The 24,679-nt window shown below is 52.1% G+C and carries 19 protein-coding genes; 14 read left to right on the forward strand and 5 right to left on the reverse strand.

Going from position 1 to position 24,679, the window contains the following annotated elements; genetic code table 11:
- Position 1: 1 nt before the first annotated feature.
- Together moaE and EPIR_RS06350 are read left to right on the forward strand one after the other, a co-directional pair.
- Positions 2-463, forward strand: a complete 462-nt coding sequence (gene moaE, locus EPIR_RS06345; RefSeq protein ID WP_023654494.1) for a molybdopterin synthase catalytic subunit MoaE — start codon at positions 2-4, stop codon at positions 461-463.
- The gene (locus tag EPIR_RS06350) at positions 460-1,545 is read left to right on the forward strand and encodes a DUF1615 domain-containing protein (protein ID WP_023654495.1); all 1,086 of its coding nucleotides are present in this window, start codon (positions 460-462) and stop codon (positions 1,543-1,545) included. The genes moaE and EPIR_RS06350 overlap by 4 nt, the downstream gene beginning before the upstream one ends.
- Before the next feature lie 345 nt (positions 1,546-1,890).
- Here the strand turns inward: EPIR_RS06350 and EPIR_RS06355 are convergent, their stop codons facing one another.
- Positions 1,891-4,167 (reverse strand): glycosyltransferase, encoded by a 2,277-nt coding sequence (locus tag EPIR_RS06355; RefSeq protein WP_023654496.1) that lies wholly within the window; start codon positions 4,165-4,167, stop codon positions 1,891-1,893.
- A 122-nt stretch (positions 4,168-4,289) separates the two neighbouring features.
- Between EPIR_RS06355 and EPIR_RS06360 the strand changes: the two genes are divergently transcribed.
- The 5 genes from EPIR_RS06360 (at position 4,290) to dusC (ending at position 10,014) form a co-directional block, all read left to right on the forward strand.
- Positions 4,290-5,102, forward strand: a complete 813-nt coding sequence (locus EPIR_RS06360) for a polysaccharide pyruvyl transferase family protein (protein ID WP_023654497.1) — start codon at positions 4,290-4,292, stop codon at positions 5,100-5,102.
- A 542-nt stretch (positions 5,103-5,644) separates the two neighbouring features.
- Complete coding sequence (locus tag EPIR_RS06365) at positions 5,645-6,355, forward strand: Bax inhibitor-1/YccA family protein (protein ID WP_023654498.1); 711 nt, start codon at positions 5,645-5,647, stop codon at positions 6,353-6,355.
- A gap of 485 nt (positions 6,356-6,840) precedes the next feature.
- Positions 6,841-7,239 (forward strand): YbhQ family protein, encoded by a 399-nt coding sequence (locus EPIR_RS06370; protein ID WP_023654499.1) that lies wholly within the window; start codon positions 6,841-6,843, stop codon positions 7,237-7,239.
- Positions 7,240-7,617: 378 nt separating this feature from the next.
- Entirely contained in the window at positions 7,618-9,027 is a 1,410-nt protein-coding gene (rhlE, locus tag EPIR_RS06375) for an ATP-dependent RNA helicase RhlE (protein ID WP_023654500.1), read from the forward strand.
- A 54-nt stretch (positions 9,028-9,081) separates the two neighbouring features.
- Positions 9,082-10,014 (forward strand): tRNA dihydrouridine(16) synthase DusC, encoded by a 933-nt coding sequence (gene dusC / locus EPIR_RS06380; RefSeq protein ID WP_023654501.1) that lies wholly within the window; start codon positions 9,082-9,084, stop codon positions 10,012-10,014.
- A gap of 45 nt (positions 10,015-10,059) precedes the next feature.
- Here the strand turns inward: dusC and EPIR_RS06385 are convergent, their stop codons facing one another.
- Together EPIR_RS06385 and EPIR_RS06390 are read right to left on the reverse strand one after the other, a co-directional pair.
- On the reverse strand, positions 10,060-11,145 hold the full coding sequence (locus tag EPIR_RS06385) for a L,D-transpeptidase family protein (RefSeq protein ID WP_023654502.1): 1,086 nt from the start codon (positions 11,143-11,145) through the stop codon (positions 10,060-10,062).
- Between the two features lie 330 nt (positions 11,146-11,475).
- Positions 11,476-12,039 carry a DedA family protein gene (locus EPIR_RS06390; protein ID WP_023654503.1) on the reverse strand — a complete coding sequence of 188 codons (564 nt, stop codon included), beginning with the start codon at positions 12,037-12,039 and terminating at the stop codon, positions 11,476-11,478.
- 219 nt (positions 12,040-12,258) lie between these two features.
- Between EPIR_RS06390 and EPIR_RS06395 the strand changes: the two genes are divergently transcribed.
- The 3 genes from EPIR_RS06395 to EPIR_RS06405 all read left to right on the forward strand — a co-directional run bounded on the left by EPIR_RS06395 (position 12,259) and on the right by EPIR_RS06405 (position 16,507).
- On the forward strand, positions 12,259-12,846 hold the full coding sequence (locus EPIR_RS06395) for a Yip1 family protein (RefSeq protein WP_023654504.1): 588 nt from the start codon (positions 12,259-12,261) through the stop codon (positions 12,844-12,846).
- A 171-nt stretch (positions 12,847-13,017) separates the two neighbouring features.
- Positions 13,018-13,968 (forward strand): D-alanyl-D-alanine endopeptidase, encoded by a 951-nt coding sequence (gene pbpG / locus EPIR_RS06400; protein ID WP_023654505.1) that lies wholly within the window; start codon positions 13,018-13,020, stop codon positions 13,966-13,968.
- A gap of 103 nt (positions 13,969-14,071) precedes the next feature.
- Positions 14,072-16,507: a DUF3772 domain-containing protein gene (locus EPIR_RS06405; RefSeq protein WP_023654506.1), complete on the forward strand. Its 2,436-nt coding sequence runs from the start codon at positions 14,072-14,074 to the stop codon at positions 16,505-16,507.
- Between the two features lie 59 nt (positions 16,508-16,566).
- Here the strand turns inward: EPIR_RS06405 and dld are convergent, their stop codons facing one another.
- Positions 16,567-18,282 carry a D-lactate dehydrogenase gene (gene dld, locus EPIR_RS06410; RefSeq protein WP_023654507.1) on the reverse strand — a complete coding sequence of 572 codons (1,716 nt, stop codon included), beginning with the start codon at positions 18,280-18,282 and terminating at the stop codon, positions 16,567-16,569.
- A gap of 188 nt (positions 18,283-18,470) precedes the next feature.
- Here dld and bglX point away from each other — a divergent pair, with 188 nt between their 5' ends.
- From bglX to idi, 4 genes are all read left to right on the forward strand, one after another.
- Positions 18,471-20,768 (forward strand): beta-glucosidase BglX, encoded by a 2,298-nt coding sequence (bglX, locus tag EPIR_RS06415; protein WP_023654508.1) that lies wholly within the window; start codon positions 18,471-18,473, stop codon positions 20,766-20,768.
- Positions 20,769-20,813: 45 nt separating this feature from the next.
- Positions 20,814-21,680 carry an oxygenase MpaB family protein gene (locus EPIR_RS06420; protein ID WP_023654509.1) on the forward strand — a complete coding sequence of 289 codons (867 nt, stop codon included), beginning with the start codon at positions 20,814-20,816 and terminating at the stop codon, positions 21,678-21,680.
- Between the two features lie 108 nt (positions 21,681-21,788).
- Positions 21,789-22,898: a suppressor of fused domain protein gene (locus tag EPIR_RS06425; protein WP_023654510.1), complete on the forward strand. Its 1,110-nt coding sequence runs from the start codon at positions 21,789-21,791 to the stop codon at positions 22,896-22,898.
- 131 nt (positions 22,899-23,029) lie between these two features.
- Positions 23,030-23,575 carry an isopentenyl-diphosphate Delta-isomerase gene (gene idi / locus EPIR_RS06430; protein WP_023654511.1) on the forward strand — a complete coding sequence of 182 codons (546 nt, stop codon included), beginning with the start codon at positions 23,030-23,032 and terminating at the stop codon, positions 23,573-23,575.
- A 67-nt stretch (positions 23,576-23,642) separates the two neighbouring features.
- On the opposite strand, the gene EPIR_RS06435 is transcribed toward idi, so the two are convergent.
- Complete coding sequence (locus tag EPIR_RS06435) at positions 23,643-24,521, reverse strand: glycosyltransferase (protein ID WP_240987351.1); 879 nt, start codon at positions 24,519-24,521, stop codon at positions 23,643-23,645.
- Positions 24,522-24,679 lie beyond the last annotated feature (158 nt).

Raw genomic sequence — 24,679 nt, forward strand, 5'->3', positions numbered from 1 at the left:
GATGGAAACTCGTATCAGAGTGGGTGAGGCGCCCTTCATCATGGGGGATGAACATCAGTGGCTGTCTGCTTCAGACCTTGACGGCGCGGTCGTCACCTTCACCGGCAAAGTGCGTAATCATAACCTCGGCGATGATGTGAGTGCGTTGACGCTGGAACACTACCCCGGTATGACCGAAAAAGCGCTGGCGGCAATTGTTGCCGAGGCACGCCAGCGCTGGGCGATGCAGCGGGTGACCATCATCCACCGCATCGGTGAATTGTTCCCCGGCGACGATATCGTGTTGGTGGGCGTCAGTTCCGTTCATCGTGGCGACGCATTTGATGCCGCTGAATTTATTATGGATCAACTGAAAACCCGTGCACCGTTCTGGAAACGCGAAGCGACGGCTGATGGCCAGCGCTGGGTTGCCGCACGCGACAGCGATCGGCAGGCCGCAGCACGTTGGAAAGGAAATCAATGAACCGTTCTTTGCAAAAATTTATCATCCCGCTGGCGCTGCTGCTGGCGAGCTGTAGCCAGCATTCGACAGATACCGCTCCTGCGCAACGGCCCACTGATGTCAAAGCGCAAATTACCCGTTTACTTCCTCCGGGGGTGAGCGACCGCCAGGGTTGGGCAGGGGATATTTATGTGGCATTCAGCGGTCAGAATATTCCTCCCTCCGTCAGCAACCTGTGTGCGGTGATTGCCGTGACCGGGCAGGAGTCAAATTTCAGTGCTGATGCGGCAGTAAACGGTTTGCCGAAAATCGCTTGGGCGGAGATCGACCGCCGTGCCGGACAGCTGCATATTCCCTCATTTCTCGTGCGTACCGCGCTGATGATCAAATCCCCTAACGGTAAAAGCTATACCGATCGGCTGGATCACGTCAAAAGCGAGAAAGAGCTGAGCGCGGTATTTGATGACTTTATCGATATGGTGCCGATGGGACAGAAGCTGTTTGGCAATCTGAACCCGATTCATACCGGCGGGCCGATGCAGGTCAGTATCGCTTTTGCCGAGGCCCATGCCAAAGGCTATCCGTATCAGGTTGACGGTTCTATCCGGCGCGAGGTCTTTACCCGTCGTGGCGGCGTGTGGTTCGGCACGATGCATCTGCTGGGTTATCCGGCGAGCTACCCGGCGCCACTGTATCGCTTTGCTGATTTTAACGCAGGCTGGTATGCCAGTCGCAATGCCGCATTTCAGGCGGCGGTGTCACGTCTTAGTGGTATCAAGCTGGCGCTGGACGGCGACCTGATCAACTACGGTTCAGATAACGCTGGAGGGACTGAGAAGGCCGTGCGTCTGTTAGGTAAGCGGCTGGATTATAGCGATCGGGCTATACGACGCGCGCTGGAGAAGGGTGACAGTGTCGATTTCGACAAGACCGACCTGTGGAAGTCGGTATTTACCCTGGCAGATAAAGACGCGGGTAAGACGTTGCCGCGTGAAATCCTGCCCGGCATTAAGCTGGAAAGTCCGAAAATCACCCGCAACCTGACTACCGCGTGGTTTGCTCAGCGCGTCAACAGCCGCTATCAGAGCTGTTTGTCACGATAGTGCATATTCTTGCTATCATAAGAGGGCAGATAAATTGCTGCCCCTTAATTGATAGATGACTGACTTTCTCCCTGAAAATTATTGATGAAACGACAGTTAAATATAAGTGTCACCACTTTTTTTTACTTGTGTTTTTTAATAAAAATACTTATTTAATGAGCAAGTAAAAAAATGCCTTTACGGGTATTGGCCTATTTAAGTGTGCAATCGTTTTTGTGTAAACTTATGGACCTGGTATGGAAGAAGAGTAGGTAACTGCTTTTCGGTAAATAGTTGTTGAGTCATGATAGACAGATTATTATAGAGATACCCCGCAGCCAAAGCGGCGGGATATATATAGAATGACTACTTTTTGATTTTAATAAAATTACGAATCTTAGATAAATGCCTGCGGCATAGCAGCGATTCTTTTTGGTGAATCAAATAATTTATCTGCGATAGTTTATCATTCAACGCGTTAAAGCGATCGTTCGCCCATCCATCACGCTGTTGAGAGATAAGAGCATCCACTCTCTCATGAAGGTTATCCAAACTTTCGCCTATAGAATAGCTGGGTTCGATATGTTCTCGCTCTACAAAAACATTGGTATTATTAGATCTGAGGAAATCATTTTCTGCCTCAAGTTGATTAATCCTCTCGATAAACGAAGGAATTAATCCTACCGCATGGTTGTATCTAATACTATCATTAGAAAAAGGCCTGTAACTGCGGTAGTTATTTTTAGATTTGTTACCGCTAATTAGCATCCCTGTTTTTGCAACCCTATACCAGAAAAGGGGTTCAGGCACAAGATTGAGTTTGTATCCTGCCAGGACGGCCTTGGAGAAAAATTCCCAATCCTCGTGGCCAATGCCATAGTCTTCAGTAAAGCCACCCAAACTTATGAATGTGTCTTTTTTAATCAGGGCATTAGCATCACCGAAACAGTTATTAAAACCGGCAACGTTCAAGTCTGGACCTAAAGGCAACCAGCAATGCGTTGTGCGGCGGAATGGGGAAGGAAATTCGTCACCAAAGATCAGATCGCTTGGCGTAGTCAGTATGTCTGCACCTGAATTAAGCGCAGCGGTGACGAAAACCTCAACCTCATGCGGTTTAGCCACGTTATCATCATCCATAAAGAGAAGATAATCACCCGTAGCATGTCGTGAAGCTAAATTTCGTGCTGCGCCTAAATAATTATTTGAACTTCTAATTATTTTCCATTTTCTAGATGAAAAATCTCTTTCCAGAAGGTCTAAATACTTTTTGGATTCTGGTAATTTACTGCCATCATCAACCAGAATTACTTCAATATTAGAATAGGTTTGCGCCTTTATTGAAGCTATAGCTTGGTGTAATAAATGTGCACGATCGTAGTGTGTTATGCAAATGCTGACTAATGGATTATGATGTTCAGAAATCTTTTTAAACTCTGTTTTTTCTGCGTTTTCTATAACATTTATCCACGAGTTTACTATTTTTCCTTGACTGCTAACTAACCCCGGGGCACATTTGAATTTCTTAATTCTGGATTTTATCTGGCCATATAAGTCATTGGGAGTGGGTGAGAAAAGGATTTCATCATGAAACTCTGCTGGAATAAGCTCAGGAATGCCCCCCACATTAGACGAAATAAAGTTAACTTTATTAATTAAGCATTCATAAACAGTATAAGGAGAGTTCTCTACTAAAGAAGGTGTTATCACCAATACATCATTTCTTTTTATATACTCATTAGCGTTTGTACGGTCGTAGTCTGTGATGATCTTGATTGGAAGATCTAATGCCTCTGTGTTTAGCTTGATATGAGTGTGTGAGTCGATACTTCCATAAGGTACGTTCTTTCCGAGGAAGGTAACTGCGCTGATATTGACAATGTCTTCGTCTTTTAAATTTTTAAGAGCTCTAAGGAAAATATCAAGCCCTTTGCGTGTTTCCAACCTGCCAAAGAAGACTAACTCGATAGTGTTTCTCGCAGTTGACTGTCCTGTGGTTTTCATCACTGGACTTTTCTTATCAAAACCCTGGAAAGGAGCACAATTTAGAATGACTTCGCTATTTTTTGGTAACTCCCAGTTTTTGCTTTTCATCCAGTCAAGAAGATAGGATGACGGGCTTACTACATGGTCAGCCATTTCAACGACGGATTTTTCCATGTAATAAAGCTCTAAATGGTTTTGATCGTAGGGTAGCTGGTAGCTTCCCTCATCAGCCCAAAGCGTAGAACTATGAGCATTTACAATAAAGTAGGTATTCGCAAAGTCTGTACCATTCTTTTTGCTCAAAAGCGAATAATAAAGATCGGCTTGCCATTCACAAGCTATGACGCAATCGTAATGGTTCTTTTCCTTGAGCCATAGATAGATAGAGTAACTTTTTTTTCGGAAATAAGGAGAATCGATGTTTATCTCCTTAGTAACGGCGGTGCTTAGTAAATTAATGTTTTGTTTTTTATAGAAAATTGACCAATCATCAAAACTTTTTTCAGATGATTCTAGGTATTCTCCACATGTATACAGGATATCTACTTCATAGCCTTGCCCCGACAGGCAGGCGGCTAGAGAAGTAAAAGCAGTACCTATTCCTCCGTTACGAACTGGGCCTTCTATATCAGGGGTCATTAGAAGAATTTTCTTCATTGAAAGCTGTCCTAATCAGATATATGCTGCTTTAGCTAAAGGTATTTTGAAAGAAGTCTGTTTACCCTACTTATTCTTATCTTCTATGCAAACCGTGGCTGGAAGAGAGGTTTGGATGAAAAATGAACAAAGAAATTTTAACCTTAGATGATTTAATAAAATGTTACCATTCTGAACATAGTATTGTCTATAAAGCTAACCCCGGTAATGCGGGTGATGGTGTGATCGCTTCTGCGACCTATGACTTTTTTGAACGTAATAATATAACATTTTCTCAGTATGCACGTCATCACTCTTACCACAATAGTCGGGATGTACTTTTTTTTGGTGGTGGGGGCAATCTTATTGAAGGTTTATACTCCGAAGGTAAAGACTTCTTGGAGAGCCAATTAGATAATTTTTTTAAAATAATCATCATGCCTTCTACCATAAAAGGTTATAAAAAGTTTTTTAGCGATAATAAAAATAAGTTAATTGTTTTTTGCAGAGAAGCAACCACTCTGGAATACGTTTTGTCTTTAGGTTATGAGAAGGGCGTAAATGTTTTTGTTTCTGATGATATGGCTTTTTATCTCGATTTAGAAAAATACCGCTCCAATATATTCAGTGATAAAAATATTGCTAACTGCTACAGAACTGATTCGGAATCTTTAAACGGCAATATAGAAGTAATCAATCACGATATATCCCTGACATGGAATGGAGATTATTGGGATAATATTTCATTGGCTAGAAACTCCACTAGGTGCATGATTAACTTTCTTGAGGATTTCAAGGAAGTAAACACTGATAGGCTTCATGTAGCAATACTTGCTTCTCTCTTGGGCAAAATTGTTAATTTTTATCCGAACTCTTATTATAAAAATCAGGCCGTATTTAACTATTCCATCATAAATCGATATCCTAAAACAGTGTTTATTGCCAGTCCGGCCTAGATTTTAACGGGTTTGAAGTTAATAGCTGTGATTTATTTCCCTTCACTCATTGTAGGGAAATATTTCAAGCTACTGTAATGATTTATTTTATTAGAACATGAAATCTATAATAGGCAATGATTTTCTATATTTTTTCCAACGTAACCGGTCTGGGGCTACTTCAAGGTGTCCGAATTTCTTTTCTTGATAGTAGCTTACTATATTAAGACTTAGTTATATCAACGATGACCCCTGAACTTTTTAAATATGTGATTTTCGGTCAATTTTGGACTGTGGTATTTGCATCCCCAAAGCTGGATTTATAACGTACTGGATAACAAGTCAATACAGCTCATAATGATGATATGAGTCTTTTCTGTATGAACTTAAATTACAGCGATAAATTACCCTGTTTGTCATCTTCAACTATTTCGTCCGTTGGACCGGACAGATCTCTGACAGTCAAAGTTCTTTTTGGTTTTAGGAAGTGAGGTTACAGAGGGGTATAAGCCAGACCGGGAAAGGATTACACTGTCTGCCTCATTCATCAAAAAGGGGGCATCATGGATAGATATCCACGTTCTAATGATTCAATCGTTCAGCGTGCCGGCAGCGGCATTTCGGTGTATATGGCCCAGGTCTACGGCTGGATGACCTGCGGTCTGCTACTGACGGCATTTATTTCCTGGTATGCGGCCAACACGCCAGCGGTTATGCAGTTGGTATTTGCTAACCGCATCACCTTCTTTGGCCTGATCATTCTCCAGCTGGGCCTGGTGTTTGTGCTGTCAGGCATGGTGCATAAGCTTAGTGGGGCCGTGGCAACCGGGCTATTTATGCTTTACTCGGCGCTAACCGGGCTGACGATGGCCAGCATTTTTCTCGTTTATACCTATTCATCTATTGCCAGCACCTTCGTGGTCACCGGCGGGATGTTTGGAGCCATGAGCCTGTGGGGCTATACCACTAAACGCGATCTGAGCGGCATGGGCAGTATGCTGTTTATGGCGCTGATTGGCATTGTGCTGGCGTCACTGGTGAATATCTGGCTGAAAAGCACCGCATTAATGTGGGCAGTGACCTACATTGGGGTGGTCGTGTTCGTCGGTCTGACGGCTTACGACACGCAAAAGCTGAAAAATATCGGTGAAGGGATTGATGTTGAAGACAAAGAGAATCTGCGCCGTTACTCAATCATGGGCGCACTGACGCTATATCTCGACTTTATTAACCTGTTCCTGATGCTGCTACGTATCTTCGGTAATCGCCGTTAACACCGTTCGGCTGGCACAGAGCTGGAAAATGCCACCCTGTGTCAGCCGTACTCTCGTCATACAGTGTGCGACGGTTGTCGCATAACTGCTTACCCACTGACATCTTCTCCATGCTGCCTGGCAGATATTCTGATTTACAAAGCAGGGCTGCCTCTCTTTTTCTGTATGCTGTCTGACTGCGCCAGACCTTGGTGTTCAGGGCTGCCCGATGAAATCCACTTCAATTGTGGAAGGTATTGAAACCCTCTGAACAGGCTTCACCGGGACTTTAAATGAAAATCACACGCCTTTTGTGGCATACTGATGGCACTCTTGCTTTCAACCAGTGAAAGAAAGAGTGTAGTCTTGGTCACAAAACCGGGTAATGTGCGCGTCCATTTACGCCATTATTCTAAAACTACGTTAGTCTGAGGTAATAAATACGTTACTGACTGGTTTCGGTAACCCGCTTGGGCGGCCCTTGTTGGGTCTGCCGGGAGAAATAGATGAAATGGTCCCATCGTATTCAGATTGTCACCGGACAAAACTGTGTACATATTGCACTGCACCTGCTGCTGATCGCAGCGCTGGTGTGGGGCTGGAAACATCAGGCGCTGTTACAGGTTTGTACTATCCTGCTGGCGTTATACGCCGGTGTGTTTACCGCGATGTTACTTACCCAGCGTCTGCCGCACCTGCGGCGTATTGGCGACTTTCTTGAAGATGTCACCACCACCTACTATTTTGGTGCAGCGATGATGGTGCTGTTGGTACTGTCACGGGTGATCCATAATAACCTGCTGCTTGGAGCCTTTGGCGTCATGATGCTAACCGGGCCGGCACTGGTTTCTTTACTGGTGAAAGAGCGCGTACAGCCCCAGCCTCGGGGCCAGCGTCCACGCTAGTCTCAGCGGGCCACTTCGGTGGCCCGCTGCATTTTTAGACCCTATGAGGCCGCTCTGGGCAACGTGATACCCATTTGTCATCTCATTCTGCCAATTCGCGTATGACAGTCCGTCAGGAGAGATAAGGCTGCCATTACTCACACCTTTCTGATGATTGATAGCGCGCGCAGACGGCCATTCGGCGATAGCCTGTAGGATAATTTCGCATAATACAGACAATAATAACTGCCTTTAACACCTTAGGGTCTGCTATAATCAGCCCCTTATGCACCGTGGTTTGTGCTCTCATTCAAGCGTCAGGAATGATCCTGGCGTCAACTCTCCCCCTGGAAACTACACCGCGATGCGGTCAGGGCGGATCCGGAGTCAGTCAACTTTATGTCATTTGATTCTCTCGGCCTTAATGCCGATATTTTACGCGCTGTAGCTGAACAGGGCTATAACGAGCCGACGCCAATCCAACGTCAGGCAATCCCGGTAGTCCTTGCTGGTCGCGACCTGATGGCCAGTGCCCAAACCGGTACGGGTAAAACCGCAGGCTTTACTCTGCCATTGCTGCAGTTGCTGAGCAGTTACAATCCGCATCCGAAAGGACGGCGTCCAGTGCGCGCGCTGATCCTGACCCCAACGCGTGAGTTGGCGGCCCAGATTGGCGAAAACGTGCAGGATTACAGTAAGTATCTTGATATGCGCTCTCTGGTGGTATTTGGCGGCGTGAGTATCAACCCGCAGATGATGAAACTGCGTGGCGGCGTGGACGTACTGGTGGCGACCCCCGGTCGCCTGCTGGATCTGGAGCATCAGAATGCTCTGGACCTGTCAAAAGTGGAAATCCTGGTACTGGACGAAGCGGATCGCATGCTGGACATGGGCTTCATTCATGATATTCGTCGCGTACTGGCGAAACTGCCTGCCAAACGTCAGAACCTGCTGTTTTCTGCAACCTTCTCTGATGACATCAAAACCCTGGCGGAAAAACTGCTGCATAACCCCGAGCAGGTTGAAGTTGCCCGCCGCAACACCGCTTCCGAGCAGGTAACCCAGCATGTTCACATGGTGGACAAAAAGCGCAAGCGTGAGCTGTTATCTCTGTTAATTGGTCGCGGTAACTGGCAGCAGGTACTGGTATTTACCCGTACTAAACACGGTGCTAACCATCTGGCCGAGCAGTTGAATAAAGATGGTATTACCGCCGCAGCCATTCACGGTAATAAGAGCCAGGGCGCACGTACCCGTGCACTGAGCGACTTTAAAGATGGCAAAATTCGCGTGCTGGTAGCGACCGATATCGCCGCACGCGGTATCGACATTGAAGAGTTGCCACATGTGGTGAACTACGAGTTGCCTAACGTGCCGGAAGACTACGTCCACCGTATTGGCCGTACCGGTCGTGCTGCGGCTGTGGGTGAAGCGCTGTCGCTGGTGTGTGTGGATGAGCACAAACTGTTGCGCGACATTGAGCGCGTGTTGAAACGTGAAATTCCGCGCATGGCAATCGACGGTTTTGAACCGGACCCGAGCATCAAAGCCGAGCCGATCATTAACGGTCGTCAGCAGCAGCGTGGCGGCGGCGGTGGACGTGGGCGCGGTGGTCAGGGGCAGTCACCTCGTGGCGGCGGCGAGCGCAGTGCCAGCGGAAGCCGAAGCGGTAACGGCGGTGAACGTCGTCAGGGTAACGGCAACGCTGCGGGTGCTGCACGCGGTGCACGTTCTGAAGGCGGCAATGGCGGCGCTCCGCGCGTCAATAAAACCCGTCCGCGTCGCGCTAATCCGGCGAACAACGGCTAATTAATCGGGGGGAAGCGCCCGCTTCCCCCTGTTAACCCCCTCCACAGGTTTACCATGCGCGTATTACTTGCCCCGATGGAAGGCGTCCTCGATTCGCTGGTGCGTGAGCTGCTGACCGACGTCAACGACTACGATCTCTGTATGACTGAATTTTTGCGGGTAGTGGATGCTTTGCTGCCGGTGAAATGCTTTCAACGTCTTTGCCCCGAACTGGATAATGCCAGCAGAACACCATCAGGTACTCTGGTGCGCATACAGTTGTTAGGACAATATCCGGAATGGCTGGCTGAAAACGCCGCCCGGGCGGTGGAACTCGGTTCCTGGGGTGTTGATCTTAACTGTGGTTGCCCGTCGAAAACCGTTAACGGCAGCGGCGGAGGAGCCACCTTGCTCAAAGATCCCGAATTGATTTATCAGGGCGCAAAAGCGATGCGCGCCGCCGTTCCTGCCCATCTACCCGTCACGGTAAAAATTCGTCTGGGCTGGGACTCCGGCTCCCGACAGTTTGAAATTGCCGATGCGGTGCAGCAGGCCGGAGCCAGTGAACTGGCCGTTCATGGGCGTACCAAAGAGGATGGCTATCGCGCTGAAGCCATTAACTGGGAGGCGATTGGAGCGATCCGCCAGCGATTGTCGATTCCAGTTATAGCCAACGGAGAGATCTGGGATTGGCAGAGTGCACAGGATTGTATGGCGGTATCAGGCTGCGATGCGGTGATGATCGGGCGCGGCGCGCTAAATGTGCCAAATCTGAGCCGGGTGATCAAATACAACGAGCCGCGTATGGCGTGGCGAGAAGTGGTGCAGCTGTTGCAACGCTATGTGCGGTTGGAAAAGCAGGGCGATACCGGCTTGTATCATGTTGCGCGCATTAAGCAGTGGCTTGGCTATTTGCGGAAGGAGTACCACGAAGCGACGGCGCTGTTTATGCAGGTTCGCGTGCTGAAAACCTCGGATGAGATCGCGGCCGTAATCGATGCGCATTAAAAAACCCCGTTCCTTATGGAACGGGGTTTTTACTGGTGGTGGAAATTAAGATTTCGGCTGGCTATAGACCGGGCCAGGCTGACTCAGCGCTGGCGCATCCTGTCCTTCCGCTGGGGCATCCTGCTGGCTTTCTGGTGAAGCGGCTGCTGGCTGTTGTTCTTCCGGCTGCGCAGCCTCCTGCTCAGGGACGGCAACCTGCTCCTCGGCTGCGCCGTTAACCTTCACCGGCATACCTGAACGTGTCTTCAGCGCGGCTTCGAGGCTGGCACCGTTAACGCTGGCATCGGAGACCACTTGTTTGACCTTATCGCCCAGCGTCAGCGGCACCGGTTCACGGGAAGCAAACTGCTCCTGGGTTTGTGACAGCGGATTATGAACTTCCACATAGCGCGAACCGTCCGGTTCTACCGCCGCTTTAACCGGCTGGTCGATAAACTGAACGCGGGTGCCGACCGGCACATTGCTAAACAGCCATTGGATATCTTCAGCACGCAGGCGCACGCATCCGTGGCTTACGCGCAGGCCAATACCAAAGTTGGCATTGGTGCCGTGGATGGCATACAGGCGACCAATATAGAGTGCGTACAGGCCCATCGGGTTGTCAGGGCCAGCCGGGAACACCTCCGGCAGAGATTCTCCACGCGCGGCGTACTCTACATGCATTTTTTTGGTCGGCGTCCAGGTCGGGCCATCTTTTTTACGTTGAACGGTAGTAGTCCAGTCGATCGGCGTATCTTTACCCAGTTCGCCGATACCGATTGGCAGAACTACCACGGTATGACTGCCTTTCGGATAGTAATAAAGACGCATTTCTGCACTGTTGATCACAATGCCTTCACGCGGGGCGTCAGGTAGCAGCAGCTGGTGAGGAATAGTCAGTTTACTTCCGGCTTTAGGCAGATAGACGTCCACGCCCGGGTTGGCTTCCATCATGTTGCTTAGCCCCATCTGGTACTGAGCGGCGAAAGCTTCGAGCGGAAGTTTACTGTCTTGCGGAATGGTAATTTCCAGGTTTTCCCCGGTCAGGCGGCTGTTCGCGGCCGGAAGAGGGTAAACGACAGCGAAAGCCGAGTGGCTTAATGCCGCTGCGGTGATGATTAGGGTGACAAACGCACGGATGCTTTTTTTCATAGTAATTTCTGGTGTAGCGCCATGTAGACTGTTGATAAACGACCCAATACTGGTCAACGGTTGCGAAACATTCGCGTTGCAGCCTGGTGGCCTGTCATGCGAAGTGTGACGGATATGACCGGCTGCGCATTATATGTGCATAATAGCTTTTGAGGAACCAGCATTTATTGTTGTGGAACTAACTTTACGATTAACGATCGCCGTAACACGGCTTAGATTTGTCTGTTCGGGGTAGCCAGCAGGCCCAGACCGGTCATATCGACAAAGCAAGCATACCTGCGGTACAGCACAAAAAAGCGCTGCCCTTGTTGGCCATTCAGGTGAGAAAAGCTATTTATTACGCATTTTCAACGCGATACGGATGCCCCATACGATGGCGACTATTAACAGCAACCAGAACACCTGTTTCAGATGATGGTCCAACTGATGCAGCCAGGGGGCGATCACCTGACCACCGAGATAGCCGAGTGAAACAAAGATAGTTGCCCATAGCGCTGCGCCGATCAGGTTACATAACAAAAACTTGCGTGGAGAGAGCTGGCTGGCACCAATAATAACTGGCCCGACAATACGCAGACCGTACATAAAGCGCACACCGATAACAAAAAGCACGGGCCTGTTGCGGATCAGGCGGTTAGCTCGGGCAATATGATGGCGATGCTTTTTAAAACGCCGCAGGATAGTCTCACCGTAGCGGCGACCGATAAAGAACAGGAAGCAGTCGCCGAGCATGCCACCTGACATTGCCGCCAGGACCACGCCGCCATAGCGTAACAGTCCTTCATGTGCGGCTATACCTCCCAGTAGCGTAAAGGTTTCCCCCTCGGCCAGGCAGCCGATAAAAAGTGCCCAGTAGCCGTACTGGGATATCAGCGTGTTAACGTCAATCTGCAAAACAGCACTCCTTTTTGGTTTCGGGTGATTAAGTTTAACGCTTTTAGCACCGGTTGCAGGAATTAATGCCGACTTTTTATTTTATTTTTCCTACAAATTGAGGCGGTTATCCCCGGCAGCAGGCGGCTGGATCACAAAGTTTTCAGGGGCACTTATACTTGAAGAGATGCCGCCCGGGAGATTGCCAACTGGCGGTCCGTTGTTCAGAGGAGTGAAGATATGAACCATGTATGGGGACTTCTTGCGCATCCCGGCCGTGAGATGCGCGACATCAGGCAGGAGAACGAATCTCTCTCTCACCACTACCTCCATCACGTATTGCTGATGGCATTAATCCCGGTGCTTTGCGCGTTTATCGGCACGACCCAGATCGGTTGGAGGTCTGGCGATCATCCCGCGATTGTGCTGTCGTTATCCACGGCTTTCGGGCTGGCAATCCTGTTCTATGCTTTGATGCTGGTGGGCGTGGCTGTGATGGGGCGAGTCATCTGGTGGATGGCGCGTGATTATCCACAGCGTCCAACGCTTGCCAGCTGTCGGGTATTTGCCGGATATGTGGCAACGCCGATGTTCTTAAGCGGGCTGGTGGCGCTCTATCCGCTGGCATGGCTGTGCGCTCTGGTGGGGACAATGGCGCTGGTTTACACCGGTTATCTGATGTATGTCGGTATCCCGATGTTTCTTAATATCGATAAGGAAGAGAGCCTGCGTTTTATTGGTTCTACCCTGGCTATCGGCGTGCTGGTTCTTGAAGTGTTACTGGCATTGACGGTGCTTCTTTGGGGTTACGGCTTCCAGTTGTTCTGACTGCCCACACCGCCGGGTCACCGGCGGTGTTTTCATTAACGTGGTGAAACGAATATTCAGTAGGAAAAGTCTCGCCTCGCAGCTTATTATGCTAATGCCAGCCCCCGTAACACTGACGGGAAGCGGCGTGTGGTTGCCACACCGGAATAACCAGCCGTTAAGTTTTCGCCGATGCCTGCAAAAATTCGTTTATCCCTGTTTAGTCTGGTCATGCTGATTTCCTCCCCATACCCGATCAATCAGGCCGCCGCCCGTGTCCAACAGCCTGAATTAAGTCACGCTGTCCAGCCTGCCATTGCTTCGGGTAGTGCGATGATCGTTGATCTGAACAGCAATAAAGTGATCTACGAAAGCCACCCGGATCGGGTTCGCCCCATTGCCTCAATCACCAAGTTAATGACGGTGATGGTAACGCTGGATGCGCACTTGCCGCTGGATGAAATGCTAAAAGTAGATATCAGTCATACGCCGGAAATGCGTGGTATCTACTCACGCGTGCGGCTTAATAGTGAAATCAGCCGTAAAAATATGATGCTGCTGGCGCTGATGTCGTCAGAAAACCGCGCCGCTGCCAGTCTGGCGCACCACTATCCGGGCGGCTACGACGCCTTTATCCGCGCTATGAATGCCAAAGCGCGGGCGCTGGGCATGAGCCATACTCACTACGCGGAGCCGACCGGATTGTCGATCGAAAACGTCTCTACCGCCCGCGACCTGAGCAAGCTGCTGCTGGCGACGAAGCGTTACCCGCTGATCGGCCAACTGAGCACCACCCATGAGGATATGGCCAGTTTTCACAGCCCTAATTACACTCTGCCATTCCGCAATACCAATCATTTGGTGTACCGCCCGGACTGGAATATTCAGCTGACGAAAACCGGATATACCGATGAAGCGGGGCACTGCCTGGTCATGCGCACCGTGATTAACCAGCGTCCGGTATCACTGGTGGTACTGGATGCGTTTGGCAAATACACCCACTTTGCTGATGCAAATCGTCTGCGTCAGTGGATTGAAACCGGTAAGGTCTCTGCGGTGCCGCCTGCTGCCCTGAGCTACAAAAAGGATAAGGCGTCGCGGGTGGCAAATAACACACGGGCTGACGACAGCGCCCCCGAATAAATGCGGTAGATAATCCTATAGTGCCGACCGGGGCAAAAGCCTACACTGTTCGGTAAATTTCATGGTGCCCGACGGCACCGCTCTTGGTATCAGGAACATGTTCATGTCTGGCTTGTTTACTTTTCTTCGTATCTGTCTGCTGGCTCTGGTCGCGTTATCACCTCCGCTGGTAATGGCGGCAGAAAATGACAGCGTTCAGCAAAATGGCGATGCGCCGCCGAAGGTGAATGCCTCGGTTGAGCTGCCGAAAATGCAGAAGGTGCTGGACAATATTAAGCAGCGTGTTTCAGCGGAAACCAACGATAGTCGGCTGAATGAGCTCAACGATATGGCGCTGGAGCTGTCTGGCGATGCTGATACCCTGATGCAGAATATTATTCCGCAGCGTGCGCAGCTCCATGCTCAGCTGGCGGTGCTCGGCCCGGCTCCGCAGGCTGACGGCGGGGTAAAAGAGACTGCCGAAGTGACCAGCAAGCGCAGCAAGCTGGAAAATCAGAAAGGCAAGATGGACGATCAGATCAAGCAGGCTGAAGCGATAAAAAACGGCTCGATCAATCTCTCTGCGCAAATTGTTAACCTTCGGCGCGATGCGATGAAAACCCAGCTGGCGCTGAATGCCGGCAGTATCTTTGGGACGCACTTCTGGTCGCCGTTATTTAATAGCCAAAGCGGTGACAGCGAAAAAATTAGCGCGTTTGTTGATGAATTGGGGGCGACGGCAGCCCTGAGCTGGGAGCCGGACTGGCGCTTTGGCACCATCGCCTGGGTGCTGGCGGCGATGCTAGTGGCTACGCTAGGCCGCCGTTATCTTGAAGAGTTTCTTGCCTGGGTCGGGATTCATCACCTGCCGGAGGGGCGTCTGCGCCGCAGTTTTCTTGCTGCTGCTACCGCTCTGACCACGCTGTTGGCAGTGGCGCTGGCGTTTAATTTCCTCGATCTGGCCTTTACCCGTCATGACCAGGTGTTGGATGAGGTACGTATATTCGCCGACAAACTGGTGGGGCAGAGTATTATCTGCGGGCTGATAGCCGGGTTAGGACGTGCTTTCCTCTCCACCCGCCGCCCGTCATGGCGTCTGCCCACCATCTCTAATGAGGTGGCGATGGCGTTAAAACCTTACCCGCCGCTGACCGCTGCGCTGGTGTTTATTTTCCAGACTGTGGAAGTCGTTAATGGCACCGTGAATACCAGCGTCGGCACCTCTATTTTTGCCAACGGCATGACCGCGCTGCTGATAGGTGCTACCGCACTGTCGATCAGTATGCGTACCAACCGCGTGCGGCGGCGACTGTTGCAGGAAGGGATCCAGCCGGAGGTAAAATCAACGCTGGTCGGGCTGATCCAGATGGCACTGACGTTGGTCGGCGTGGCGATTATGGTCGCCCTGGCGATCGGTTATGTCACGATGGCACGCTTCCTCAGCTATGAGCTGGTATGGATGGGCATTGTTTTCGGCTCTTTCTATATTTGCAGCCAGCTGGTAGCCGACGCCAGTGACAGCCTGTTTTCTACCAACAGCGCCTCAGGCAAACGCATTCAAAGCTCGCTGAATATCGACGAGCGCTATCTGGGGCAGATTGCCGCGCTGCTCGGCGCAGTGGGAAAAACCCTGCTGATACTGGTGGCGGCAATGGCGCTACTCAACGGGACTTTCGGCAGCGCTACGCCGATCGAACTGGTGCAAAAAGCGATCGAATTCTGGGGCGGTAAGGGACTGGAATCGCTGAATATTGTTCCGGCGCATATGGTTAATGCGCTGATTTGTATGGTGGTCGGTATCTGGGCGTTGCGCTCGGTGAAGCGCTGGCTGGAACATGATTTCCTGCCCAAAACCACCATGGATATCGGCATGCGCGTATCGCTGATCACCCTGTTCAGCAATATCGGTTTTGTGCTGGTTATCCTGATGACGCTGTCGATTATGGGATTGCAGTGGAACAAGCTGGCATGGATCGTCAGCGCACTGTCGGTGGGTATCGGTTTTGGCTTGCAGGAGATCGTAAAGAACTTTATCTCCGGCCTGATCCTGCTGACCGAGCGCCCGGTAAAGGTGGGAGATCTGGTGAGCATCAGCGGAATTGAGGGCGATATTCGCCGTATCAATGTGCGCGCCACCGAGATCCAGCTTACGGATAAATCGACGGTGATTGTGCCTAACTCGCAGCTGATTTCGCAGAACGTGCGTAATGCCACTATGGGTAACGCCCAGGGGGTGGCAACCATCACTCTGACCTTCCCGCTGGATATCGATCCTCAGCAGGTGCGCCAGCTGCTGTTAGATGTGTATATTGAAAACGAGCGGGTGCTGGAAACGCCAGAGCCATCGGTGTCGTTCAAAGATTTAACCAGCAGCGGGATCGTGCTGGCGGTAACCGGCAACGTGGCCAGCCCACGACAGGTGAGCGGAGTGAAAAGCGATCTGCTGTTTGATATCCTGACCCGGCTGCGTAAAGAGGGCGTCGTGCTGTCGACGCCGCAGACCATGATTATCGAACATAAGGATGATCAGCTGGTGTTAAAAGAAGCACCGCAAGAGTAACTTCTGGTGAAGTTGACCTTTAGCTGGCGGGGAATTTATCCCCGCCCTGTAATCTGGTTTCAGCAGTCGCAGTCACCCCAGTGTTTCGCCCGCGTGGTTTTACCAATGCCAGGGTTGAAACTGTTGGTCGGATCGAGCCGTTGGTAGAACGCTTTCAGCTGTGGCTTGGCCTGATAGAGATGCCCTACGTTATGTTCGGCCGGATATTCCGCTCCGCGCGCTTCGAGGATAGCCAGCATCTTCTCCTTCAATGCGTGTACGTCGACCCCTTTTTTCACAATGTAGTCCTGATGAAAGACGTGACAGAGGAAGTGACCGTAATACAGGCGATGGGTCAGCGCACCGTCGAACTCTGGCGGCAGCTGCTCAAACCAGTCGCGGTCGTTGCGCCTTAGGGCAATATCCAGCGCCAGAATATCCTCCACCTCATCATGGTGCACCGCATGATAGCGCACTGCCGCACCGGCAGCGGCAAAGCGATGCAGAAAGGCATGCGCACCTTCTTTCCCTTCACATTCGAAAAACTCGCCCTGCGCCTGCTGGAAAAACGTCTGCAAATACGCGCGCGCTTCCGCCACGCCGTCGCCGGACATTTTCAGCATCAGATGATGTTCAAAGCGGTCGCGGTACTGCTTCATGCGCGGCGGCAGATGCCCGGGCAGCAGGGCGGCCAGCTTTTGCAGCAGGCGATCGCTGAAATGGGGTTTCAGCCACTTCACGCGAGCCAGCAGCGCGTCCACTCGTCCTTTGAGAGTAAAAAACAGCGGCATTTTGTCGGTGCCGAGTTTGTCGATCATCACAAAGGTATCTTTGCCATAGACCTCCGCGATATCAAAAATATCGCGATGCATATACTCACCGGCCACCGGCAGGTTGGCAAAACTGGACAACATATGACGGCGTAGCCGGTCGAGCACCGCCGTGTCATTGGTGCCAATATAGAAAACCTGCTGGGCGCTTTCGCTGGCAAAGGTATCCAGCCGCACGGCAAACAGCGCCAGCTTTCCGGCACAGCCGGAGGCTTCAAACAGTCGGCGTTCATCGGCATTAAAGCGCGACGGTGTCGCGGCATCGACATCGCGTACCCGTTCGGCATAGTCTGGATCGGAGGCGTGGCGCTGGTCATGCAGCACATCAGCAGGTTTCCAGCTGTCATCATCCAGCTTGCCGAGAATATGCTCCGGCGTGCTGCCGAGTTCGATCCCCAGATGGTTCACCAGCTGTAATTTGCCTTGGCTATCAATCTGCGCGTACAGCGCCATCTCGGTATAGGCGGGGCCACGTTTCACCAGCGATCCGCCGGAGTTATTACAAATGCCGCCCAGTACCGACGCACCGATGCACGACGAACCAATCACCGAATGCGGCTCACGCCCGAGTGGCTTGAGGGCTTTTTCCAACTGATACAGGGTACTGCCGGGGAACGCCAGCACCTGTTTACCGTCGTCCAGCAGCTGAATTTTATCCATGCGCAGCGTGCTGATAATCACAATATCACGCGGATAATCGTTGCCGTTGGGGGTTGATCCTTCGGTCAGTCCGGTATTGGCCGCCTGCATCAGAATAATCACATCTGCGTCAACGCAGGCCTGAAGGACGCGCCACTGCTCAAGTAAACTACCCGGAAATACCACGGCGAGCGCGTCGCCTTCGCCGGACCGAAAACCTTTGCGGTATCGTTCGGTTTTTTCAGGTTCGCTCAACAAATGATGGCGGCCAACGATACGGCCCAGTTCTGCAATCAGTTTTTTTCCTGCGGTTTGGGAGGTGTGCATGTTATGTCCTTATCAGTTTCATCCTTTAACTTTAGCACCGCTTGGCGGTCGATAAAGCCCATGCTAAAAATGCGGCAATTTATGGTGGTAAAACTGGCTGCTATGATTAAGGTATGACACACTGCGCGCATCTGTTCGCACGCCATAAATAATCGATTCGCCACAATCACTTGAGAGAAGATCATCTGATGAATTGGATTTGTTCTGTCAGCCTTGCCGTTACTCTGGCGTTTCAGCCAGCTTTCGCCGACGATATTATTGGCCCTCATCAGCTTAATCCGCAGGCGCGTGACGTTTTTGTCAGCGGACTGCTGAAAAAAATGACCCTTGATGAAAAGATTGGCCAACTCAGGCTGATCACCGTTGGCCCGGAAAATCCCAAATCCGCCATTCGTGACATGATCCAGCAGGGGCAGGTGGGGGCGATTTTTAACACCGTGACCCGTCAGGACATTCGTCAGATGCAGGATCAGGTGATGCAGCTTAGCCGTCTCAAGATCCCGTTATTTTTCGCCTATGATGTGATCCACGGACAGCGCACCCAGTTCCCGATCCCGCTGGCGCTGGCCGCCAGTTGGGACATCGACGCGGTGACTGAAGTGGGGCGTATTGCGGCTTATGAAGCGGCCGATGATGGTCTTAATATGACCTGGGCACCGATGGTGGATGTCACCCGTGAACCGCGCTGGGGCAGGGGGTCGGAAGGTTTTGGTGAAGACACCTTGCTGACTGGTGAAATGGGACGCGCACTGGTCAAAGCGATGCAGGGCAACAGTCCGGCGGATCGCTATTCGGTGATGACCAGCGTGAAACATTTTGCCGCCTACGGCGCGGTGGAAGGTGGGCGCGAATATAATACCGTGGATATGAGCCCTCAGCGCCTGTTCCAGGACTATCTGCCGCCGTATAAAGCGGCGCTGGATGCGGGCAGCGGCGGCGTGATGGTGGCGCTGAATTCGCTGAACGGCGTTCCGGCCAGCGCCGATAGCTGGCTGCTAAAAGACATTCTGCGCAATGACTGGAAGTTCAAGGGCATTACCATCAGTGACCACGGCGCGATTAAAGAGCTGATCCAGCATGGCGTGGCGCGCGATCCGCAGGATGCGGTGCGTATTGCGCTGAAATCCGGCATCGATATGAGCATGAGCGATGAGTACTACAGCAAATACTTGCCGGACCTGGTGAAAAGTGGTGCGGTCAGCATGCAGGAGATTGATGACGCCACCCGCCACGTACTCAATGTGAAATACGATATGGGGCTGTTTAACGATCCTTACAGTCACCTGGGCCCGGCCGGCAGCGATCCGGTCGATACCAATGCGGAAAGCCGTCTGCACCGCGCAGAAGCGCGCGATGTGGCGCGGAAAACCTTGGTACTGTTAAAAAACCGTCTGGATACGCTACCGCTAAAGAAAAACGGCACCATTGCGCTGATTGGCCCGCTGGCCGACAGCCAGATCGACATTATGGGCAGCTGGTCGGCTGCCGGGGTTGCGGGCCAGTCGGTGACGCTGTTGCAGGGGATGAAAAATGCCACCGCCGGGCAGGCCACGCTGCTGTATGCCAAAGGCGCTAACGTCACCGATAATAAGGGCATTCAGGACTTCCTTAACCTGTATGAAAAAGCGGTCACCGTCGATGCGCGCACGCCTCAACAGATGCGGGATGAAGCGGTAGCAACGGCGAAGAAAGCGGATGTAGTGGTACTGGCGGTGGGTGAGGCGCGCGGAATGGCGCACGAGGCTTCCAGCCGTACCGATCTGACGCTGGCGGACAGCCAGCGCCAGCTCATTAGCGCGTTAAAAGCCACCGGTAAGCCGCTGGTGCTGGTGCTGATGAATGCGCGGGCGTTAACCCTGGCAGAGGAAACGCAGCAGGCTGATGCGCTGCTGGAGAGTTGGTACAGCGGCACCGAAGGCGGTAACGCCATTGCCGACGTGCTGTTCGGGGATTATAACCCCTCCGGCAAGCTGCCAATGACCTTCCCGCGTTCCGTGGGGCAGATCCCGATGTACTACAACCATCTGAATACCGGGCGGCCCTATAATTTCGAACATCCCAACAAATATACCTCGCACTATTTCGATGAGGCTAATGGCCCGCTGTTCCCGTTCGGCTATGGCCTGAGCTACACCGATTTTACGCTCTCGGCGGTGAAAATGTCGGCTGCCACCATGACGAGAAACGGATCGGTCAATGCCAGCATCACGGTGACCAACAGTGGCAAACGCGATGGGGCGACGGTGGTACAGCTTTATCTGCGCGACGAGGTGGCAAGCTTCAGCCGCCCGGTAAAAGAGCTGAAGGGCTTTAAGCGCGTTATGCTGAAGGCCGGGGAATCGCAAACCGTCACCTTCCCAATCGATGTCAATGCGCTTAAATTCTGGAATGCCAAAATGCAGCAGGTGGCTGAGCCGGGTAAATTCAGCGTGATGATCGGGTTGGACTCGGTACGCACGGAGAATGCCGAATTTGACTATCTGTAAACGGCTGCGGGGCTTGCCCTGCTCTGAACCCAAGGCGCAGTGCTGATGTCCGGTCTGCGCGATAAAATTCAGCAGCAGGTTTTCCGCATCAACGGTCTGTCGCTGAATGAGTTTGATCTCTCACAACCGCCGGGCGATCCCGGGCTTTACGGCCCGGACAGCGTTATCTGGCGAGTGCATGGTGATTTCTCATCGATGCTGTGCGGCGGTATTTCGGCGCTGCTGCTACAGATGTTGCACCCACTGGCGCTGGCCGGAGTCTGGGATCACTCAACCTTCCGCACCGATATGATGGGACGCCTGCGGCGCACCAGCCAGTTTATTGCCGTCACCACCTTTGGAAACACCGAGGATGCACATATTCTGATCGCCCGCGTCAAAGGCATTCATCAGCATATTTACGGTGAGGATGCGCAGGGAAACCCCTACGCAGCCAGCGATCCGCAGCTGCTGACCTGGGTTCATGTGGCGGAAACCAGCAGCTTCCTTGCGGCACATTTGCGCTATAAAAACCCGCACCTCTGCCTTGCGCAGCAGGACAGATATTACCGCGAAGCGGCGCGGGTGGCAGAAGCGCTGGGCGCGGAAAACGTGCCAAAGAGCGTGGCGGCCGTGGAGGCCTATTTGCAGTCCATGCGCCCACAGCTGCGCTGCGATGCGCGTACGCAGGAGGTGTTAACGCTGTTAATGAATGCCCCGGCTCCGGCGTGGCAAGCGCGTCCGGCAATGAAAGCCATGCTGTCGGGCGGTGTCGAACTGCTGCCCGGCTGGGCACAGCAGGCTTTTGGCCTGCATTTTTCATCATTCAGAAGGCGCGTTATTCGTGCACGTATTCATTTAATCGCCGCGCTACTGCGTTGGGCGATCCATCGCGGTGCCTTTCAGCGCGCCATGACGCGGGTAGGGCGTTAGCCTCCTGCCGAATTTTGAGACTATTACCCTTGCCGCGAGGGGGCCCACGCGGCATTCTGCCTCATTATCAGGAACAGCGGTTTCCCGCCATACTATCGTCGAGGCGTTATGACACAGCCCCATCAGATTGCTGAAGTGAGCAATCAGCAACAGACGCTGATCGCCATAGTCGAACAGGACGCACGCACGGCTTATTTCTATATCTGGCCATCAGAAGGATTTCGCACGCAGTTTGCCGTACGCGGCTGCTGGTTACGCAACCTGCTGCCCGCGCCGCAGCAGGAAGACGTGACGGCAATGCAGCAGGGCATCGCACCGCTGCTGAGCGCCGAATACTGCCGCACGCTGGAGGCGGAACCGATGCTCGACCCCGCCGCGCTGCAAATCGTCTGGGAGCCGAGCGATGATGGCGCAGCGCTGTGGTATCAGGGGCAACTGCTGGCGGTGATCCCCGGCTGGAGCCTGTATCAGGATCGGCAGGTCAGCTTCTCGGCGGGCTGTATCAAAGCCGGTCGCCTGACCGCACCACTCGGCTCGGCCTCAACTAACGAATACTACGCGGCGGCACAGCAACATCGTCAGTTCTGGCGTGACTGGCAGGATGGCCAGCCGTGGGAGCTAATACAGCAGGAGACGTTGCAGTGTTATCAGGCGCAGTATGGCGACTCCCTGAAATACTACGCCATCGACCAAGGCAACTGGCCGCCGATGGCCATCTCGCAGCATTATCATCAGGGGAACTGGTATTTCCTGACGCTGGGCATGTCCGTTCGCCCGATGCCACAGGTTGATTTTCTCTATCAGGATCTGGCCCCGGCGTATCGCCGTTGTGAACTGGCTCTCGCCATCGATGGTGCGGTGATGACGGAAGACAACGCGGTGCAGATGGCCAGCGCGCTGGCGGGTTTTGCCCATATGCCGTGGTCACGTCTTAGCTGGCTGGGGGAAGGGCATACGCTGGAATCAGCGCTCGCTCCGGTAGGTTTCGCTGGCTTTGTTCTCTCCAGCGCGCTGGCGGGGGACGCCGGGCAGCTGCCGTTAGCCAGGCGCAGCGGCGATAAGGTCAATCTGCTATGGGCTGCACCCGCCACCGCGCCGGAGCTGGATTTTGCCCAGCGCGACACCGACGGGGGACAGCAGCTGGTGGAGCGACTGTTACAGCATGATTGCGGGCATATCTTCCGTGCGCGTCCGCAGGTGTTAGAGCCCGGAATATAAGGGGATAGCGCGTCCTGAATCCTGCTTGCGGCGTTCAATTCACACGTTAACGTTATTTTTCGCACTATTATATACAGATCGATCTCCTTGTCTTATGTCAAAATAGTTGGCATTCGCGTTAAGGAGTCGGCATGTCAGCTATTGAAGTTATTCTGGTCGATCGCCACGACCGTCCCACCGGTAAGATGGAAAAACTTGAGGTGCATGAAAAGGGGTTACTGCATCGTGCGGTGACTATTTACGTGTTTAACTCGCAGCATCAGCTGCTGCTGCAACAGCGTGCGCACGGTAAATATCACTGTGGCGGCCTGTGGAGTAACACCACCTGCGGTCATCCCTATCCGCAGGAGTCGACCGCAGAAGCCGCGCAACGCCGCCTGCGTGAAGAGATGGGGCTTGATGTCAGTTTACAGCCGGTATTTGAACTCAGCTACAACCTGCCGCTCAGTAATGGTCTCACCGAACATGAGTACGGCCACGTCTACTTCGCTATCAGCGATGCCCTGCCAACGATAAATCCTGAAGAAGCGGACGACTGGCGCTACGGCTCACTGGCGGATATTCAGCATGAAATTCAGGCTCACCCTGAGCGTTTCACCCCGTGGTTTTTGTACACCTTTGCCCGCATCCCTGACGAGTTCGCGCAGTACATTGCGCAGCAGCCTGCTGTCGGCTGATGGAGAAACGCCTCACCTCACTGGGTACGGTCAAAGTGAGACGCTTAGGTTCGGGGCTGAATTTCTGTTAAGACTGATAAATTGTATTCAGCTGGCGACGAAACGCGGCGGGATCGTGCTCTTGACGGATCCTGGCTAAAGATCCCGCCGAACGTGAATTAAGCAGATCCCTGTCATGCAGGATGGCAGTAATGTGCTGCTTCAACTGCGAAATAATCAGCTGCCGAAGATCGCTCTTTTCCTGTTCGGAAGAGACATTCAGTTCATACGTGTCGTTGAGTGGGCATTTAATTATCCATCCCGCCTGTTCAGGATTAATTTCCGGCAGGGCGCGTACGTTAGTGGTGATCACCGGGCAGCCGCAGGCCTGCATCTCCAGCACCGAAAAGCCATAGGTGTCCTGCCAGGTTGGCAGCAGGCCCACCTGGGTTTCTTTCAGCAGCGCCAGAAACTGCGCGTTCGGCAGCGAATTATGATGTTTGAAAACGGGGTTTTCGGCCAGCAGCTTTTCTATCCGGCGATAGAAGAGTTCATCATCCTGAAACGGGCCGTGGGCGATATTGTGTCTGCGCGCCAGCTCACCGATAACGTTAACCTGCACCGTATCTGCATTAATCAGACCTTCCTCAACCAGCTGGCTAAAGGCAAGCACCACCTCGGCTCCCCCCTTGCGGTAGAAATCCGATCCGATAAAGGTGAATGTTATCTTTGCTTCGCTATGGTCGCGGGCCTCTTCGTGCAGTAATGGCTGAGGCGGATGTAAGACGTGCAGTTTAGCGGAAATAGCCTGCTTTACTGCCGGAAATGAATGCAAAAGTTTTAACTCTATATTTCGCGTGGCGGCAGAAATAGCAATAAGAGCAATACACTGTGGTGCTGCTGCCAACTGAAGCTGTGAATGAAGCTCCGGGTTAGATAATTTAGATATTCCTTTAGCAGGCAACACGCGAGGTATCTCGGTTTCAAACGTTGAGACCCATTTTTTATTGGTTCTGGCGACTTCATTGAACAGATGGATAATAGACGCATCTTTCGGAATTAAAGAGGGGATAGTCTGAAATATGAAAGATTTATTCTTTTTAAGAATTTTCTTTCTTAGAGCAT

This window comes from Erwinia piriflorinigrans CFBP 5888 (genome assembly GCF_001050515.1).
Taxonomy (GTDB): Bacteria; Pseudomonadota; Gammaproteobacteria; order Enterobacterales; family Enterobacteriaceae; genus Erwinia; species Erwinia piriflorinigrans.